This is a genomic window from Erwinia rhapontici (genome assembly GCF_012271765.1).
Classification (GTDB): domain Bacteria; phylum Pseudomonadota; class Gammaproteobacteria; order Enterobacterales; family Enterobacteriaceae; genus Erwinia; species Erwinia rhapontici.
The window spans coordinates 307781-324479 of sequence record NZ_VRKO01000013.1; the positions used below are offsets into that span (position 1 = coordinate 307781).

Genomic DNA, 16699 nt, shown 5'->3' on the forward strand with positions numbered 1-16699 from the left:
ACCTGCCACGGCACTCAGAGCCGGGTCACTCATGCTTAACTAGGGGAGCCAGGTTTTTGGCCATCAGGTCGGCAATAAACGGTTGTGCCGCAGGGTTCGGATGAATGCCATCGTCCTGCATCCATTCCGGTTTCAGATAAACCTGTTCCATAAAGAACGGCACCAGTGGAATAGCGTGTTCCTGAGCCAGCCTGGGGTAAATGGCAGCGAAGGATTCGCTATAACGCTTGCCGTAGTTTGGCGGTATACGTATCTGCATCAGAATCGGCTGCGCTTTGGCGGCCAGCGCCAGTTTAATCGCCTGATCCAGGTCCTGCTCCACCTGCTGTGGGGCAAAACCGCGTAATGCATCATTACCACCCAGTTCAATCAGTACCCAGCGCGGCTGATGTTGTTTCAGCAGTGCAGGAAGACGAGCCAGCCCCTGCGTCGCGGTGTCACCGCTTATGCTACCGTTAATAATGGTGGGGGATTTTTTCCATTTATCATTGAGTAACGCAGGCCATGCGGCACTGGCAGACATGCGGTAACCGGCGCTCAGACTGTCGCCGAGTACCAGCAGCGTATCTGCCGCCGTTGCGCGCAGCGTCATAAAAGCCAATAAGAACAGGAAAGGGTAATGCCAGCGGAAAACATTCTTGAAGTTCATCGTCTTAGTAAGTCCGTCGGTCAGGGTGAGCATCAGCTTTCCATCCTTACCGGAGTTGAGCTGGTTGTCAAACCGGCTGAGACCCTCGCCCTGATCGGTGAATCGGGATCGGGTAAGTCGACGCTGCTCGGAATTTTGGCCGGGCTGGACGACGGCAGCGAAGGAGAGGTGATGATGCTCGGCCAGCCGCTGCACAAGATGAACGAGGAGCAGCGGGCTGAATTACGGGCGAAGAATGTCGGCTTTGTTTTCCAGTCGTTCATGCTGGTGCCGACCCTGAATGCTCAGGAAAATGTACAACTTCCGGCACTGCTGCGCGGTGAAAGCGATCGTCAGAGCCGTGAGCAGGCAGCCGCACTGCTGGCGCAACTTGGGCTGGGCGAGCGTCTCAGCCATCTTCCTGCTCAGCTTTCTGGCGGAGAGCAGCAGCGCGTGGCGCTGGCCCGCGCCTTTAACGGCCGCCCGGCGCTGCTGTTTGCCGATGAACCGACCGGTAACCTTGATCGCAAAACGGGTGACCGTATTGCCGATCTGCTTTTTTCGATGAACCGTGATTATGCCACCACGCTGATCCTCGTCACTCATGATGAACAGCTGGCGGCGCGCTGCGATCGTCGGCTGCGGCTGCGTGATGGCAAGCTGTGGGAGGAAGCATGATTTGGCGCTGGTTCTGGCGTGAGTGGAAATCGCCCTCGCTGCTGATTGTCTGGCTGGCGTTAACACTGGCGGTGGCCTGCGTGCTGGCGTTGGGCTCACTCAGTGACCGTATGGAAAAAGGCTTAAGCCAGCAGAGCCGTGACTTTATGGCGGGTGACCGCACGCTGCGCAGCAGCAAAGCCGTACCTGATGAATGGCTGGCGCAGGCGCGTGCTGACGGATTGCAGGTAGGGCGTCAGCTCAGCTTTATGACCATGACGTTTGCCGGAGAGACCCCGCAGCTGGCGTCGGTAAAGGCGGTGGACGATCTCTATCCGATGTTCGGCCAGCTGACGACCGCACCCGTCGGGCTGAAACCCGCAGCGGGTACCGTGCTGGCCGCACCACGCCTGCTGGCATTGCTGGAGCGTAAAGCCGGGGACCAACTCGACGTGGGGGATACCACTCTGCGTATTGGGGGGGAAGTGATCCAGGAGCCGGATGCGGGCTTTAACCCGTTCCAGACCGCACCGCGTCTGCTGATGAACCTGGCCGATGTGGAGAAAACCGGGGCTATCCAGCCCGGCAGCCGCATCACCTGGCGCTATAAATTCTCCGGCACTCCGGCGCAACTGGCGCGTTATGACCGTTATATTGAAGCGCGGCTGACGCCCGACCAGCGCTGGATCAGCGTGGAAAACAGTGAGGATGCGCTGGGGAAATCCATGCAGCGCGCCCAGCAATTCCTGCTGCTGTCAGCACTGCTGACGCTGATGCTGGCGATTGCCGCCGTGGCCGTAGCGATGAGCCATTACTGTCGCAGCCGCTACGATCTGGTGGCGGTACTGAAAACGCTCGGGGCTAACCGCACGGCACTGCGTAAATTGATTATCGGCCAGTGGCTGGCAGTGCTGCTGCTGGCGGCGGTGGTGGGCAGTGCCATTGGGCTGGGTTTTGAAGCACTGCTGCTGCGGATGCTGCGTCCGGTGTTGCCGGGTGAGCTTCCTGCCGCCAGTGCCTGGCCGTGGCTGTGGGCGGTGGGATCGCTGTTTGTCATCTCCCTGCTGGTCGGGTTACGCCCTTATCGCTTACTGCTGGCGACCCAACCGCTGCGCGTCCTGCGCCGCGATGCCGTGGCGAATATCTGGCCGCTGAAGCTGTATCTGCCTGCGATGGCGGTGGTGGTGATTGGCCTGCTGGCTCTGCTGGTGGGGGGCAGCAAACTGTTGTGGGCGTTGGTGGCAGGTATTGTGCTGTTGTCGCTGCTGCTGGGTGCCATTGGCTGGGGCGGCCTGCTGCTGCTGCGCCGTCTGACGTTGCGTAATCTGGCCTTTCGTCTGGCGGTGAACCGACTGCTGCGTCAGCCCTGGACCACGCTCAGCCAGCTGGCGGCGTTTTCGCTGTCGTTTATGCTGCTGGCATTGCTACTGGTGATGCGTGGCGATCTGCTGGATCGCTGGCAGCAGCAACTGCCGGCGGGTAGCCCGAACTACTTCCTGTTAAATATTACCGAGCCGCAGGTGCCGCAGGTGCAGGCCTTCCTGCAACAGCATCAGGTGAAGGCAGAAACCTTCTATCCTGTAGCGCGAGTACGCCTGACCGGGATCAATCAGCAGCCTGCCGATCCGGCGCAGGATGAATCCCTGAACCGCGAGCTGAACCTGACCTGGCTGAAGGATCTGCCGGATCACAACCCGATGACAGCGGGGAGCTGGCCGCCAAAAAATGGGGAGGTGTCCATTGAGCAGGAGCTGGCAAACCGTCTGGGCGTGAAGCTCGGAGATACGCTGACCTTTACCGGTGATACTCAGGAGTTCAGCGCGAAAATCAGCAGTATGCGCAAAGTCGACTGGGAAAGCCTGAAGCCGAATTTCTTCTTTATCTTCCCTCCGGGCGCGCTTGATGGACAGCCGCAAACGTGGCTGACCAGCTTCCGTATGGATAATGACAATGCCACGCTGGCACAGCTTAATCGTCAGTTCCCGACGCTCAGTCTGCTGGACATTGGCAGTATCCTGAAGCAGATAGGGCAGGTGCTGGCGCAGGTCAGCCAGGCGCTGGAGATTATGGTGATCCTGGTGACGGCCTGCGGCGTGCTGCTGTTACTGGCGCAAATCCAGGTGGGCATGCGTCAGCGACGTCAGGAGCTGGTGGTCTACCGTACGCTGGGTGCCAGTAAAAAGCTGCTGCGCGGTACGCTGTGGTGCGAGTTTGCGCTACTTGGTGTGGTGTCCGGTGTTGCAGCGGCTATTGGTGCCGAAGCGGCGCTGTGGGGGCTGCAACGCAAAGTGTTCGATTTCCCGTGGCAGCCTGATTTCGTGCTGTGGCTGGTACTGCCTCTGACCGGCGCGCTGCTGCTCTCATTGTGCGGCGGCTGGTTGGGTGTGCGCTTGCTGAAAGGGAAAGCGCTGTTCAGAGGGTATTACGCAGGATAGTGAAAGGAGGCCGGTGAAAGCCGGCCTGTTTACTGCGGACCTTAGTTATTATCCTCTTTGTCAGGGAATACAGGGCGAATAAGTTTCATCTCTACGCCAAGACGGATGGCATGCTTTGCGTTGTTAACGCCTAATTTTTTCACAGCGTTGGCAATATGATATTTCACTGTTGTCAGTTTCACCCCGGTAATAATCGCTATTTCTTGATAGGACTTCCCTACGCTGACCCAATATATGATCTCATTTTCACGATGAGAAAATATATTTCTGTTATTCATCTTTTCGAAATCACTGTCAATCTGTAGTTTATGATACAGGTATGTTGTTTTCTCATGGGTTAATATCAACAGAAGCTGAAGTTTACTTTTATTTTCCAGGACAATATCTTCGATGTCATTGTCATATTCATTTTCTGAAAAAAGCGAAAGCATAACCAGGTTGTTGTATTGATCGTGGAGAACAAAAGTGTAACCATTGATAATGTCATGATTTCGGGCCATGTCAAAAAAGCTGAGTGACTTGATGCCCTGACTGAGTAGGAAATTTTCATCCCATGAAAAAGGTGTAATGCGGTGTAATGCGGTGATGACAACCGGATCAATGAACTGAAAGTTGTTTTGTTTATAGATGCGGAACCATTCTTGTCGATTAGAAATAATAGAAACATCGGCAGGATTGCTTTTGCTCATGATCGCGTAAACATATTTTATTTTATTGAAGCTCGATAGCTCTTTTTCAATATGACGCTTTATAATGGAATTGATAGTGGTGTTGCTAAAGAAGTTATCACGCATATTCTACTCTCCCTGTACGATTATTCATCCTTAATCTATAGTAAAGACATTACCATGGCCGTTGTTATCTGGCTAATTTTGGCGTGGCAAAGAGTGAATATTTCATTAAATGTGGGGAATAAATAAGAATAAAGGGAACCCTGTAAACGGGTTCCCTGGTGTGGACAAAGTATGCGGCTAAAGACTGAAAAGGGACTAGATGTGTACTATTTTTTATAGCAGGGAGCATAGACCATAAGTGCCGGGAATGTAGCTGTACTTTAGTACAGTCAGGCACTCGCCATTTTCAGAATTTAGCATTCATTAATGGGGCAGGCGGCTGTAGGGGCTGACCTTCTGTTTCGGTCAGCCCGCAAGGCAAAGGGATTAATCCAGCTTCTCAACCGCCCAGGCAATCCCGCTGGCGTACTCTTCCGGCAGCAGCGGCACCAGCGCGTTCAGCGCATGGCTGAGGGCCAGTGGGCTGACGTCAGACAGGTTCAGGTGGCCCACTTTACGCCCGGCACGCACTTCCTTCTCATACCAGTGCAGGTGCACCAGCGGCTGCTCCAGCCATGCCAGATTGACGTCGGTGCCAATCAGGTTGACCATCACCGAGGGTGTGCTGACGACAGGCGTTGGCAGTGGAAGGTCGAGAATAGCCCGCAGATGCAGCTCAAACTGGCTGATCGATGCGCCGTTCTGCGTCCAGTGACCGCTGTTGTGTACGCGTGGTGCCAGCTCGTTGATCAGCAAACCCTCCGGTACCACGAAACACTCCATCGCCATCACGCCGACGTAGTTCAGTTCGTTCATGATGGCGGAGAGCATACGCTCGGCCTGCTGCTGATGCTGCGCATCCACATCCGGCAATACTACGCTGGTGCGCAGAATACCGTCCTGATGCAGGTTGTGCGTCAGCGGATAGAACACCGTGCGGCCATCGTGGCCACGTGCGCCGACCAGCGACATTTCACCAGAGAAGTTAATTCCTTGCTCAACAATACACTCGCCGTAGCAATCAGCAGGCAGTGATGCGGTTTCATCTGCACGCAGGCGCCACTGGCCACGTCCGTCATAGCCGCCGGTGCGGCGCTTAACGATGGCAAGGGAACCGAGTGTGGTGAACACCTGCGCCCACTCATCTGCACTGGAGAGCAACTGCCACGGCGCGGTTGCCAGACCCAGTCGGTCCAGCAGTTGCTTCTGGGTCAGACGGTCGGCAAGCAGCGGGAAGATATCGCGGTTCACAAAGGCGTTATGGCTGGCCAGTTCACGGGTTAATGCCGTTTCAGGCCAGCGCTCGATTTCGGCAGTGATCACGCTCTGCGCAATGGGCAGGGAGTCGGGTTCCGCATCCAGGCCCACCGGATAGACGGCAATGCCCAGCGGCTCACCCGCCTGGCGCAGCATCCGTCCCAGCTGACCGTTACCTAATACACAGACCGGCTTCATGCATCCACCCGTGGGTCCGGGTTATTCAGCACTTCATCGGTCTGGGTCTGGCGCCAGTGATTCAGGCGGCCTGCCAGTTCGGCATCATGCAGCGCGAGGATCTGTGCGGCCAGCAGGGCGGCATTGGCGGCACCGGCTTTGCCAATCGCCAGCGTGCCCACAGGAATGCCGCGTGGCATCTGCACAATAGAATACAGGCTGTCGACACCGCTCAGTGCGGCACTCTGCACGGGCACGCCCAGTACCGGAACCAGCGTTTTTGCTGCCAGCATACCCGGCAAGTGCGCCGCGCCGCCTGCACCTGCGATAATCACCTGATAGCCATTATCCGCTGCCTGTTCGGCAAAACTGAACAGTTTGTCCGGCGTGCGGTGTGCAGACACCACTTCGCAGTGAAACGGAACATCAAGGCTGGTGAGAATTTCCGCGGTAAATTGCATGGTTGCCCAGTCACTTTTGGAACCCATAACAATAGCAATGCGGGCCGGTGCGGCGTTGGATGACATGCGGGTCTGACTCCTGTGATTGTGATACTTCACCTGAATGGCGCTGTAGGCTTACCAGGTGGGAAGGGCACAGAGAATATCACGACTGAGCGGCAAGGAAAACGGTTGCGTGGCGCGAAATAGCGGCGGGTTTCGCCAGGTTTTTGAATCAGAACGGGAAGGAAATCAGGCTTATTTCATCGCTACTGACTTTGATCATCGAGCCTTCTTCATGCCAGGCCCCCAGAACCAGGCGTTCAGCCGCTTTCCCGTTGATCAGCAGAGGATGCACTGCAGGGCGATGAGTATGACCGTGGATCAGCCACTGAACCTGATGGCGGGCCATCACGTTCACAACAGCCTGGGGATTCACATCCATGATCGACTGGGATTTACTGCTGTTAGCTTCGCGGCTTCCGGCGCGCATTTTCAGCGCGATACGCTGGCGCACAAACAGGGGAAGGGCGAGGAACAGCGTCTGTAACCAACGTTGTTGTACTTTGGCACGAAAGCGCAGATAGCCTTCGTCATCAGTACACAGCGTGTCACCGTGCATGATCAGCACCTGTCTGCCATACAGATCCAGCACCTGCTCTTCCGGCAGCAGCGTCATACCGCAGGCTGTTGCAAAGCGCTTGCCCACCAGGAAGTCACGATTGCCGTGAATAAAGTAGCAAGGGATAGCCAACTGGCGCAGAGCCGTCGCGACCTCCGCATGCAGCGGATTCGGGTCGTCATCGCCAATCCAGGCTTCAAACAGGTCACCGAGAATGTACAGCGCATCAGCATGCTGTGCTTCACGGCGTAAAAAATGCAGAAAACCGGCAGTGATTGCCGGTTCTTCAGTACACAGATGGAGATCTGCGATAAACAGCGTGTGCGACATTATTAGCTGACGGTGACTTTCTGGATGATCACGTCGTCTTTTGGTACGTCCTGGTGCATGCCGCTGCGGCCGGTAGATACGGCTTTGATTTTCTCAACAACGTCCATACCTTCAACCACTTCAGCGAAAACGCAGTAACCGAAGCCCTGCAGGCTTTCATCACGGAAGTTCAGGAAGTCGTTGTCAGCCACGTTGATGAAGAACTGGGCAGTAGCAGAGTGTGGCGCCTGGGTACGAGCCATTGCCAGGGTGCCTTTGGTGTTCTTCAGGCCATTGCTGGCTTCGTTGCGGATCTCGTCTTTGGTGTCTTTCTGCTTCATGCCCGGTTCAAAACCACCGCCCTGGATCATAAAACCGTTGATCACACGGTGGAAGATGGTGTTGTCGTAAAAACCTTCGCTGCAATATTCAAGGAAGTTTTTAACGGTAGCCGGTGCTTTATCATCGAAAGTCTTGATGACGATATCGCCATGATTAGTCTGGAAAGTGACCATATTCTCATCCTGTCAGGGTTGGAGTATTTAACATTGGGCGCCGGAAGCTGAGACTCACGTCTGTTCCGTGCGACAGACGGCTCTTATATCACAAAATGTGATGGCTCGTCAGCCTCCCCCTTCATTCTTCACGTTGCAGATGCGTTGGCTGCATCCACTTACCCCGGTCACAAAGTTATCTATGTTCCCGGGGATAAGCGTCCTTGCCGCCTTCCTGCAACATGAATTATTTTGGGGGGCTCACTCTCATTGGCATTAGCGTGGCGCTAACGTGAAGAATACGGCAGAATAAAGCATTAACTCTTCATCGCTAATCCCGCACACGCTAAAACGGAATGTCTCAATGCTAAAGATTTTCAATACCCTGAGTCGTCAAAAAGAGGAATTTAAACCTATCCATGCCGGTAAAATCGGTATGTACGTGTGTGGCATTACCGTTTACGACCTCTGTCATATCGGACACGGCAGAACCTTCGCGGCATTTGATGTGGTCGCTCGTTACCTGCGTTACAGCGGCTATGAGCTTAACTATGTGCGTAACATCACCGATATTGATGACAAAATCATCAAACGTGCGAATGAAAACGGTGAGACCATTGAGCAACTGACCAATCGTATGATTGCCGAGATGCACAAGGATTTCGCCGCGCTGAATATCCTGCCGCCGGACCTGGAACCGCGTGCGACACGCCATATTCCTGAGATCATTGAGCTGGTCAGCAAACTGATCGCGCGTGAACATGCTTATGTGGCCAGCAACGGCGACGTGATGTTCTCCGTCGACAGCGATCCTAACTACGGTTCGTTATCACGCCAGGATCTGGAACAGCTCCAGGCCGGTGCGCGTGTTGAAGTGGCTCTTGACGTTAAACGCAACCCGATGGACTTCGTGCTGTGGAAAATGTCGAAAGCGGACGAACCCGGCTGGGAATCTCCATGGGGAATGGGCCGTCCGGGCTGGCACATTGAGTGCTCGGCGATGAACTGCAAACAGCTGGGTGAGCATTTTGACATCCACGGCGGCGGTTCTGACCTGATGTTCCCGCATCACGAAAACGAAATTGCCCAGTCTACCTGTGCCCACGATGGCCCGTATGTGAATGTCTGGATGCACTCCGGCATGGTGATGATTGATCGCGAGAAGATGTCCAAATCGCTGAACAACTTCTTTACCGTGCGTGATGTGCTGGAGCATTACGATGCGGAAACCGTGCGTTACTTCCTGATGTCCGGCCACTATCGTAGCCAGCTGAACTATGGCGAAGATAACCTGAATCAGGCACGTTCCGCGCTGGAGCGCCTCTATATTGCTATCCGTAACACCGACGCCAGCGCTGAAGTAGCGGGTGGGGAAGAGTTCGAAGCCCGCTTCCGCGCCGCAATGGACGATGACTTCAATACGCCGGAAGCCTACTCGGCGCTGTTTGACCTGGCGCGTGAAGTCAACCGCCTGAAAGACACCGATAAAGCAGCGGCGAACGGCCTGGCTGCGCGCTTGCGTACTTTGGCTGGCGTGCTGGGCCTGCTGGAGCAGGACCCGGAGCAGTTCCTGCAAAGCGGTGTGAATATCAACGATGAAGAAGTGGCGCAGATTGAAGCGCTGATCCAGATGCGTATTGATGCTCGTGCGGCAAAGAACTGGGCGCAGGCCGATGTGGCACGCGACAAGCTCAATGAGATGGGCATCGTGCTGGAAGATGCCGCAGGCGGCACCAGCTGGCGCCGTAAGTAATCTGCCGACGGGCCGCAGGCCCGTTGCGGATGCAGCATAAAAAAAGGCGACCCGCGGGTCGCCTTTTTATTTCACAGCCGGAAAGTCAGGCCGTCACGGTAACGCTTTCACCGTCAAACTCAACCTTCTGACCCGCCACAATTTTGCAGCGCTTACGGGTTTCCTTTACGCCATTCACCGTAACATGACCGCCAGAGATCATGATTTTCGCCATTGCGCCGCTTTCTACCCAGCCTTCCAGTTTCATCAGGTCGCACAGGTCGACATGGGGATGATCGCCCAGAGAGAAGTTTGCCATTATGCTGTTGCTCCATTGTCGTTGTTTTCGCAGGCCTGCAGGGTGTTCTGGATCAGGGTGGCAACCGTCATCGGCCCCACGCCGCCAGGCACTGGCGTAATGTAAGAGGCACGCTCAGACGCCACATCAAACTCCACGTCGCCCACCACTTTGCCGCTTTCCAGACGGTTAATACCGACATCAATCACGATCGCGCCTGGCTTGATCCACTCACCGGGGATAAAGCCAGGTTTACCGACGGCAACCACCAGTAAATCGGCGTGTTCGATATGGTGACGCAGATTTTTGGTGAAGCGGTGGGTCACGGTGGTGGTGCAACCGGCCAGCAGCAGTTCCATACTCATCGGACGGCCAACAATGTTGGAAGCACCGACGACAACGGCATTCAGGCCGAAGGTATCAATGTTATAGCGCTCAAGCAGCGTAACAATACCGCGCGGCGTGCACGGGCGTAGTTTCGGTGCGCGCTGACACAGGCGGCCCACGTTATAAGGGTGGAAGCCATCGACGTCTTTTTCTGGCGCGATGTGCTCCAGGACTTTCACGTTGTCGATGCCCGCAGGCAACGGAAGCTGCACCAGAATGCCGTCGATTTCTGCGTCGTTATTCAGTTTGGTAATCAGGTCGAGCAGTTCCGCTTCGCTGGTGGTGGCGGGAAGGTCGTAAGAACGTGAGAGGAAACCGACCTCTTCGCAGGCACGACGCTTGCTGCCAACATAAATCTGCGAAGCCGGGTTTTCGCCCACCAAAACCACGGCCAGACCAGGCGCACGTTTACCTGCTGCGAGACGTTGCTGAACACGTTCTGCAACCTCTTGTCGCACCTGCTGCGCAATCGTTTTACCGTCAATAATTTTTGCTGCCATCAGAGAGGGGATCCATCTGTTTTGAGTTAAATCGGGGATTGCGCCTATTTTGTCAGAAGCGCGCCCCGCTGTCAGGCAGAGATTCAATCGTTGAGGTGCATTCGTCCAGCGACAGAGGTGTTCCACTAAGCCACAACCACACTTACCGGGTCATTCCCGGTTTATTCCTAAATCTTTCTGGTACTGACTGTGCCAGGATGACGTTGTAACACGGCAAATCATCTAAAAAGAGAAAGAGGGAATAATGAAAAAGACTATTATTGCACTGTCTGCTTTGCTGCTGGCTTCTCCGGTTTTCGCCGCAACGACCACCGATAACACCGTTGCTGAAGCGCATAAAGGTGCCGATACCGCCAAAGAGAAACTGCATAAGTCCCAGAATGAGGGGGCAGAGATGAAGCTGAAGGCGAAACATGCTGCAGAAGGTGAGAGCAATTCAACCAGCAGCAAGATTTCTGAAGGCAGCCAAAAGGCCTGGAACAAAACCAAAGAAGGCACCGAAAAAGGCTGGGATAAAACCAAGCAGGGTGCAGAAGAGCTGAAAAACAAAGCGACCAACTAAGGCGCTCTGTTCAGTTATTCAGAAGATAAGCCCACCGTCAGGTGGGTTTTTTTATGGGCGCCTTATTGCTTCTGCCTCTGTGGCGACAGACAAAACGCATACCGCTTACTCTGATTGCCTGCTCGTTATGAGATAAAGCTTAGATACTGTTCATAACTTCAGCATTAGGGAGCACCAGGCGGTAAAAACGTTGACTCAGCAGGATCCCACCGTATAATTCGACGCAATCACAATGCGCCCTTAGCTCAGTTGGATAGAGCACCGGCCTTCTAAGCCGTAGGTCACAGGTTCGAATCCTGTAGGGCGTACCAAATTCATATCAAGAGACGTCAACTGACGTCTTTTTTTATGCCTAAAATTGAATGGAATAACTGATTTTAAACCTCCTCTACTCTACCTAAGTCTACCGAAATCAACCCACATCAAGTACTATTTGTTGGTATATGTGTTGGTACAACCCCGTTCAATGATTCTTTATACCAACATCCAGCAATGGAGAGCCGCTTATGGCGCTTACAGATGTAAAAGTCCGCAGTGCAAAACCTACCGATAAAGCCTTCAAGCTTACCGATGGGGAAGGAATGCATTTGATGGTGCATCCGAACGGTTCTAAATACTGGCGGTTGCAGTATCGCTTCGACGGTAAGCAGAAGACGCTGGCGCTGGGCGTCTATCCAGAGATTACTCTTTTGGAAGCAAGACAGCGTCGTGATGAAGCCAAACGGAAGGTTGCAAATGGCATCGATCCCAGCGAGCAGAAGAAAGTAGATAAGCAGGTTCGCAAAGTTGCGATTGAGAACAACTTCAAGGCTATAGTTCTTGAGTGGCACGAGTATAAACGCCCGGGCTGGTCAAAAGGCTACGCCGAGGATCTGATGGAAGCATTTGAGAATGATATCTTCCCCGATCTCGGTAAACGTCCTGTCGCTGAGATAAAGCCACTGGAGATGCTTACCACGCTACGTAAGCTGGAAAGGCGTGGTGTACTGGATAAGCTGCGCAAAATCCGACAGGCGTGTAATCAGGTATTCCGCTATGCCATTGTTACCGGCAGGGCAGAGAACAATCCAGCGTCAGAACTTGCCAGCGCGTTAGCAACGCCTAAAGCACAACACTTTCCCCATTTACTCGCTGATGAATTGCCTGAGTTTCTGCAGGCGCTTGCAGCTTACACAGGTAGTCCTATCACCCGTAATGCGACGATGATTCTGATGCTAACGGGAGTGCGTACTATTGAACTGCGCCAGGCTAAGTGGAAAGAATTCGATCTTGATAAAGCTATATGGGAGGTGCCTAAGGAACGTATGAAGATGCGACGTCCGCATATGGTGCCTTTATCAAATCAGGTCGTAGATGCTTTACGCGAGATCCAGGCAGTGACAGGACGATACAACCTTGTATTCCCCGGTCGTAATGACATTACTAAACCAATGAGTGAAGCGAGTATCAATCAGGTGCTGAAACGGGTTGGGTATCATGGAAGAGCGACAGGGCATGGCTTTCGGCACACGATGAGTACCATTTTGCATGAGCAGGGGTTCAATACAGCGTGGATTGAATTGCAGCTGGCACATGTGGACAAGAATACGATTCGAGGGACCTATAACCATGCGCAGTATCTGGAGCAGAGAAGGGAGATGTTGCAGTGGTATGGGGATTATGTGGAGGGCATAGGAAAAATAAATAGTATTGAGCTCCATAAAGCCGTTTAAATGGGAAGTGCCGGTTCGATTCCGACCACGGTTTCAGCCACCGGATCACAACGGCTACCTGATAAGAAGCCATGACAAGGCATCATCATTCCCGTGAGGGGATCACATATGGCTCGTTCCTCCCTGTGAAGAGACAAGGGCTAACAGTGGAAGTCGCTACGCTCCGCCTTTCCTTATGTGTCCAACACGTGACCCTGACCCGAAATCCTGCTCCATTCAGAAACAGAATTCCGGCATGATACATACTCCCCTGAACGGAGGTGGTGCCGATGAAAAAGTCACGATTCACTGAAGAGCAGATTGTTTTTGCCCTGAAGCAGGCTGAACTGGGTACGTCAGTGCCGGACGTCTGTCGCAAGCTGGGCATTTCGGATGCCACTTTCTATACGTGGCGTAAAAAATACGGTGGCATTTCTCCTTCGGAGCTGAAGCATATGCGGCAGCTGGAAGAGGAAAATCTGCGGCTGAAGAGGCTGGTTGCCGATCTGAGCCTCGACAAGGCGATGCTGCAGGACGTGCTGGCAAAAAAGAGCTGACGCTGGCACGCCTGCGCGAATGGGTCAGGGATTTACAGGCCCGGTACGGTGCCAGCGAAAGACAAATCTGTTTTGCGCTGCGGGTCAGCCGCAGCTCGTTCAGGTATCGTTCTGTTGCTGCCGATGACAGTGCGCTGCGCCTGCGCATCCGCGAGATCACCGAAACCCGGGTGCATTACGGTTACCGCCGCGTACACGTGATGCTCAGAAGGGAAGGCTGGCGCGATAACCACAAAAGGATTTACCGGCTTTACAGCGAGCAGGGGCTGTCGCTGCGCCTCAAACGGCCACGGCGCAATAAATCCGCACAGCGCCGGCAGCCCCAGCCGCAGGGTCTGTATCCGAATCACGTATGGGGCATGGATTTTGTCTCGGACGCGCTGTTTGACGGGCGACGGCTGCGCCTGCTGACGGTTATCGACCTGTACACCCGCGAATGCCTGGGGATCTGCGTGGGGCAGAATCTGCGTTCAACAGAAGTGGCAGAAATGCTGAACAGCATAGCGCTCAGAGGTCCTTTACCGCAGTTGCTGAAAACCGATAATGGTTCTGAATTTGCAGGGAAAATGCTGGACAGGTGGGTGTATGAAAGAGGGATAAGGATCGACTTCTCACGCCCGGGAACGCCGACGGACAACGCGACGGTGGAGTCCTTCAACGGCAGGTTAAGGCAGGAATGCCTGAACGAGAGCTGGTTCATGTCTCTGGAGGATGCCCGGTGCAAAATTGAGGCCTGGCGCATACACTATAACCAGAGTCGTCCCCATTCTGCACTGGGCTGGATGACCCCCTGCGAATTTGCCGAAAAATCTGCCGGTTGTCAGAATATGCAGCCAGAATGAAGCCGGTTATTCCTGATTATGGCTGGATCACATACGGGGAGCGGGTCATTATGAAGACATTACTAACATCGGGGTGTGTTAATCAACGGGGAGCAGGTCACACGGCACGTAATGGTCACCTATTGCCTTCGGCACCATTTGGTGGGGTATTTTTGCATCTGGATTTAACACCGTACTTTTCTTTAGCCTGTCTGTGTGGCCCAGCGGCGGGCCCATCTGGAGGCAATAATGGAGAAAAATACAGCAGCATTCAAGCACAACAACCGTAAGATCCACGCTGGTAAATCTCTTGCAACACCGGAAGGTAAAGCCTAACTGAAACGGAAGTAGACCGAAGAGGCGGAGTTGAAAATGGCGGCGGAAGCCAGAAAATTCATCTAATCGAAGATAACTAAAAGGAGCTGCTTATGCTCTATCTATATTTTCGGTCTCGCAAAGGTGCCTACGGCGCATATCCTTATGTACCAATTGTGGCTCAATCGATTTTTCATGGTTGACAAAATCATCATATTTCGTAAATATGGTTGACAAGATTTCACCAGGGCAAGCCGTTATGAGCAACTATCGAACACTACTAATGAACGCTTTTGATGTGAATCATCGTAGTTCTATGACTCGTTCTATATCTCAGGCTTACTTGATGTCTGCCGAGCGTAGCCGCGAATTTGGTGTGTTTTCTCGCGAGGCACAACCTTATCTTCGCTGGTTCTATTGTGAAGCATTACTGGAAAAAACAGCGATCAATCTTGGGTTGGATTTTCACGCCGCACCAAATGCAGCCCGTAACTGCCGCCACTTATCGATTAAGTCGAGCAACTGGACTCTTACCGCTCACCATGTTAACGGACCAGGGCAATTACCGCGTAAGGCTCGCTACCGAGCTACATATGCACAAAGTATGAATTACGATCTTTTTGAAGGATTTGAAGGCAACAATAATGTGCTTCCAAGTGTTGGTGGCCATGTTTATCTATTACATGATGGGATTGGTGCTTCTTTGGAGGCGATAAGTTTGACCATTCCTACACCAGATTTGCGCGCCGTGCTGTATGCTGAATCATTTGAGTTGGTTTCTTCTTTTGAAGTTGAGGAAGAAGCTATTGAAGATGAACTTGATGAAAAAATCTCCCTTAGGGTCGATGAACTGCTAAGAAAACAAAAATGAATGTAAGCCCGCTTATTTCGCAGAATCGTGACAAATTAATTAATCCTGAACGTCTTACCGAGGCAAGGGAGGCTAAAGGGTTAACTATGGCTGACCTTTCTCGTTTGCTTGAGATATCTCGGCAAGCAATTTCTGCGTTTGAGAAAGGGCTGAAAAACCCGTCCTATGAAACATTAAATCAGCTCTCAAGGGTATTGGGTTTCCCTGAGGCTTTCTTTTTAGCTGCCGAATCTTCACCCAGTATCAAAGGTGCTGTCCATTTTCGTAGTCGTGCTTCTGCAAGTAAAAAGGAACGCTTGATGGGCACAACGAAGGGAAGATGGGTTACAGGTATACTAACTAATCTGCTTCAATATGCAATTTTGCCTGAATTGAAACTACCGCCTATTGATATTGATGATTTTGAAATGCTGACGCCAAGCGATCTCGAGGATATCGCAACGCAAACTCGCCGATATTGGGGGTTGGGGGATGGTCCGATTAAAAACCTCACCCAACTCCTTGAAAATAATGGTGTTGTTGTCTCAAATATTCATGCGGGAGATAGGGTGGATGCCTTTTCATTTTGGGCTAATTCCGGGCCAGTCATCGTTGCTGATAAAAATAGTACGGCAGTTCGCTTGAGATTTACTATTGCTCATGAAATGGGGCATCTGATATTGCACCGTTCAGTTCAGGATGATTATCTTGATGATAAAGAGCTTTTTAAGAAGGTGGAGAAACAAGCGGATTACTTTGCTTCTTGCTTCTTGCTTCCTGCTTCCACTTTTGGCAATGAGTTTTTCTCACCAAGTTTGCAGGGATTGATAAAGTTGAAAGAACGTTGGGGTGTTTCGATTGGAGCAATCACTATGCGAGCGGCGAGCTTGCATCTAATAAATGACAATCAGAAAGAGTATGTTTTCAGACAACTGGCTCCTTACCGTAGAAAAGAGCCTTTGGATGAAATTATCAAGCATGAAGAACCTAAGTTAATTAATAGGCTCGCTCATCTTCTTGATGAAAATAATATACTTTCTAAAGGTGACCTTTACGAAATGTCAGGATTGCCTGATGCTGATTTCGTCACTATAACAAAAATTCCGAAGTCTGAGATTTTCTCTGATAAAGAAAATGTGGTCTCTATAAAGCTAAAATAACAATAAGGGTGTTCTTTCATCAGGGAAAGACACT

Annotated in this window: 16 protein-coding genes and 1 tRNA gene; 9 read left to right on the forward strand and 8 right to left on the reverse strand. The window is 52.7% G+C overall.

The window, feature by feature from the left end; genetic code table 11:
• Window positions 1-25 precede the first annotated feature (25 nt).
• Window positions 26-649 carry a multifunctional acyl-CoA thioesterase I/protease I/lysophospholipase L1 gene (gene tesA / locus FVB43_RS12500; protein ID WP_167864080.1) on the reverse strand — a complete coding sequence of 208 codons (624 nt, stop codon included), beginning with the start codon at window positions 647-649 and terminating at the stop codon, window positions 26-28.
• On the opposite strand from tesA, the gene ybbA reads away from it, so the two are divergent.
• Both ybbA and ybbP read left to right on the forward strand, forming a co-directional pair.
• On the forward strand, window positions 620-1306 hold the full coding sequence (gene ybbA / locus FVB43_RS12505) for a putative ABC transporter ATP-binding protein YbbA (RefSeq protein ID WP_133845711.1): 687 nt from the start codon (window positions 620-622) through the stop codon (window positions 1304-1306). The two genes, tesA and ybbA, sit on opposite strands and share 30 nt — an antisense overlap.
• Window positions 1303-3720, forward strand: a complete 2418-nt coding sequence (gene ybbP / locus FVB43_RS12510) for a putative ABC transporter permease subunit YbbP (protein WP_167864081.1) — start codon at window positions 1303-1305, stop codon at window positions 3718-3720. The genes ybbA and ybbP overlap by 4 nt, the downstream gene beginning before the upstream one ends.
• Window positions 3721-3761: 41 nt before the next feature.
• On the opposite strand, the gene FVB43_RS12515 is transcribed toward ybbP, so the two are convergent.
• The 5 genes from FVB43_RS12515 to ppiB all read right to left on the reverse strand — a co-directional run bounded on the left by FVB43_RS12515 (window position 3762) and on the right by ppiB (window position 7813).
• Window positions 3762-4514, reverse strand: a complete 753-nt coding sequence (locus tag FVB43_RS12515; RefSeq protein WP_167864082.1) for a helix-turn-helix transcriptional regulator — start codon at window positions 4512-4514, stop codon at window positions 3762-3764.
• A 366-nt stretch (window positions 4515-4880) separates the two neighbouring features.
• Window positions 4881-5948, reverse strand: a complete 1068-nt coding sequence (gene purK / locus FVB43_RS12520) for a 5-(carboxyamino)imidazole ribonucleotide synthase (RefSeq protein WP_159337489.1) — start codon at window positions 5946-5948, stop codon at window positions 4881-4883.
• Window positions 5945-6454 (reverse strand): 5-(carboxyamino)imidazole ribonucleotide mutase, encoded by a 510-nt coding sequence (gene purE / locus FVB43_RS12525; protein ID WP_159337488.1) that lies wholly within the window; start codon window positions 6452-6454, stop codon window positions 5945-5947. Before purE ends, purK begins: the two co-directional genes overlap by 4 nt.
• A 148-nt stretch (window positions 6455-6602) precedes the next feature.
• Complete coding sequence (lpxH, locus tag FVB43_RS12530; RefSeq protein ID WP_133845706.1) at window positions 6603-7319, reverse strand: UDP-2,3-diacylglucosamine diphosphatase; 717 nt, start codon at window positions 7317-7319, stop codon at window positions 6603-6605.
• Window positions 7320-7321: 2 nt separating this feature from the next.
• The gene (ppiB, locus tag FVB43_RS12535) at window positions 7322-7813 is read right to left on the reverse strand and encodes a peptidylprolyl isomerase B (RefSeq protein WP_133845705.1); all 492 of its coding nucleotides are present in this window, start codon (window positions 7811-7813) and stop codon (window positions 7322-7324) included.
• 343 nt (window positions 7814-8156) lie between these two features.
• On the opposite strand from ppiB, the gene cysS reads away from it, so the two are divergent.
• On the forward strand, window positions 8157-9545 hold the full coding sequence (gene cysS / locus FVB43_RS12540) for a cysteine--tRNA ligase (RefSeq protein WP_167864083.1): 1389 nt from the start codon (window positions 8157-8159) through the stop codon (window positions 9543-9545).
• Window positions 9546-9630: 85 nt separating this feature from the next.
• On the opposite strand, the gene ybcJ is transcribed toward cysS, so the two are convergent.
• Together ybcJ and folD are read right to left on the reverse strand one after the other, a co-directional pair.
• On the reverse strand, window positions 9631-9843 hold the full coding sequence (gene ybcJ / locus FVB43_RS12545) for a ribosome-associated protein YbcJ (RefSeq protein ID WP_133845703.1): 213 nt from the start codon (window positions 9841-9843) through the stop codon (window positions 9631-9633).
• Complete coding sequence (gene folD, locus FVB43_RS12550; protein WP_167864084.1) at window positions 9843-10709, reverse strand: bifunctional methylenetetrahydrofolate dehydrogenase/methenyltetrahydrofolate cyclohydrolase FolD; 867 nt, start codon at window positions 10707-10709, stop codon at window positions 9843-9845. The genes ybcJ and folD overlap by 1 nt, the downstream gene beginning before the upstream one ends.
• Window positions 10710-10953: 244 nt before the next feature.
• On the opposite strand from folD, the gene FVB43_RS12555 reads away from it, so the two are divergent.
• From FVB43_RS12555 to FVB43_RS12580, 6 genes are all read left to right on the forward strand, one after another.
• A complete protein-coding gene (locus FVB43_RS12555) occupies window positions 10954-11271 on the forward strand; it encodes a hypothetical protein (protein WP_133845700.1) in 318 nt (105 codons plus the stop codon).
• Between the two features lie 234 nt (window positions 11272-11505).
• Window positions 11506-11582 (forward strand) — tRNA-Arg (locus FVB43_RS12560).
• Window positions 11583-11777: 195 nt separating this feature from the next.
• Window positions 11778-12983 (forward strand): tyrosine-type recombinase/integrase, encoded by a 1206-nt coding sequence (locus FVB43_RS12565; RefSeq protein WP_167864085.1) that lies wholly within the window; start codon window positions 11778-11780, stop codon window positions 12981-12983.
• A 269-nt stretch (window positions 12984-13252) separates the two neighbouring features.
• Window positions 13253-14361 (forward strand): IS3 family transposase gene (locus FVB43_RS12570; RefSeq protein WP_422718027.1). Its coding sequence is split into 2 segments (ribosomal slippage): window positions 13253-13505 and window positions 13505-14361, totalling 1110 coding nucleotides; the frame shifts between segments, so codons are not numbered across the junction.
• A gap of 553 nt (window positions 14362-14914) precedes the next feature.
• On the forward strand, window positions 14915-15526 hold the full coding sequence (locus tag FVB43_RS12575; RefSeq protein ID WP_167864086.1) for a hypothetical protein: 612 nt from the start codon (window positions 14915-14917) through the stop codon (window positions 15524-15526).
• The gene (locus FVB43_RS12580; protein WP_167864087.1) at window positions 15523-16665 is read left to right on the forward strand and encodes a helix-turn-helix domain-containing protein; all 1143 of its coding nucleotides are present in this window, start codon (window positions 15523-15525) and stop codon (window positions 16663-16665) included. Before FVB43_RS12575 ends, FVB43_RS12580 begins: the two co-directional genes overlap by 4 nt.
• Window positions 16666-16699: the final 34 nt, after the last annotated feature.

Coding starts and splice junctions, on each gene's coding strand:
- ybbA (WP_133845711.1), top strand. CDS start 620: ATGCCAGCGGAAAACATTCTTGAAGTTCATCGTCTTAGTAAGTCCGTC.
- tesA (WP_167864080.1), bottom strand. CDS start 649: ATGAACTTCAAGAATGTTTTCCGCTGGCATTACCCTTTCCTGTTCTTA.
- ybbP (WP_167864081.1), top strand. CDS start 1,303: ATGATTTGGCGCTGGTTCTGGCGTGAGTGGAAATCGCCCTCGCTGCTG.
- FVB43_RS12515 (WP_167864082.1), bottom strand. CDS start 4,514: ATGCGTGATAACTTCTTTAGCAACACCACTATCAATTCCATTATAAAG.
- purK (WP_159337489.1), bottom strand. CDS start 5,948: ATGAAGCCGGTCTGTGTATTAGGTAACGGTCAGCTGGGACGGATGCTG.
- purE (WP_159337488.1), bottom strand. CDS start 6,454: ATGTCATCCAACGCCGCACCGGCCCGCATTGCTATTGTTATGGGTTCC.
- lpxH (WP_133845706.1), bottom strand. CDS start 7,319: ATGTCGCACACGCTGTTTATCGCAGATCTCCATCTGTGTACTGAAGAA.
- ppiB (WP_133845705.1), bottom strand. CDS start 7,813: ATGGTCACTTTCCAGACTAATCATGGCGATATCGTCATCAAGACTTTC.
- cysS (WP_167864083.1), top strand. CDS start 8,157: ATGCTAAAGATTTTCAATACCCTGAGTCGTCAAAAAGAGGAATTTAAA.
- ybcJ (WP_133845703.1), bottom strand. CDS start 9,843: ATGGCAAACTTCTCTCTGGGCGATCATCCCCATGTCGACCTGTGCGAC.
- folD (WP_167864084.1), bottom strand. CDS start 10,709: ATGGCAGCAAAAATTATTGACGGTAAAACGATTGCGCAGCAGGTGCGA.
- FVB43_RS12555 (WP_133845700.1), top strand. CDS start 10,954: ATGAAAAAGACTATTATTGCACTGTCTGCTTTGCTGCTGGCTTCTCCG.
- FVB43_RS12565 (WP_167864085.1), top strand. CDS start 11,778: ATGGCGCTTACAGATGTAAAAGTCCGCAGTGCAAAACCTACCGATAAA.
- FVB43_RS12575 (WP_167864086.1), top strand. CDS start 14,915: ATGAGCAACTATCGAACACTACTAATGAACGCTTTTGATGTGAATCAT.
- FVB43_RS12580 (WP_167864087.1), top strand. CDS start 15,523: ATGAATGTAAGCCCGCTTATTTCGCAGAATCGTGACAAATTAATTAAT.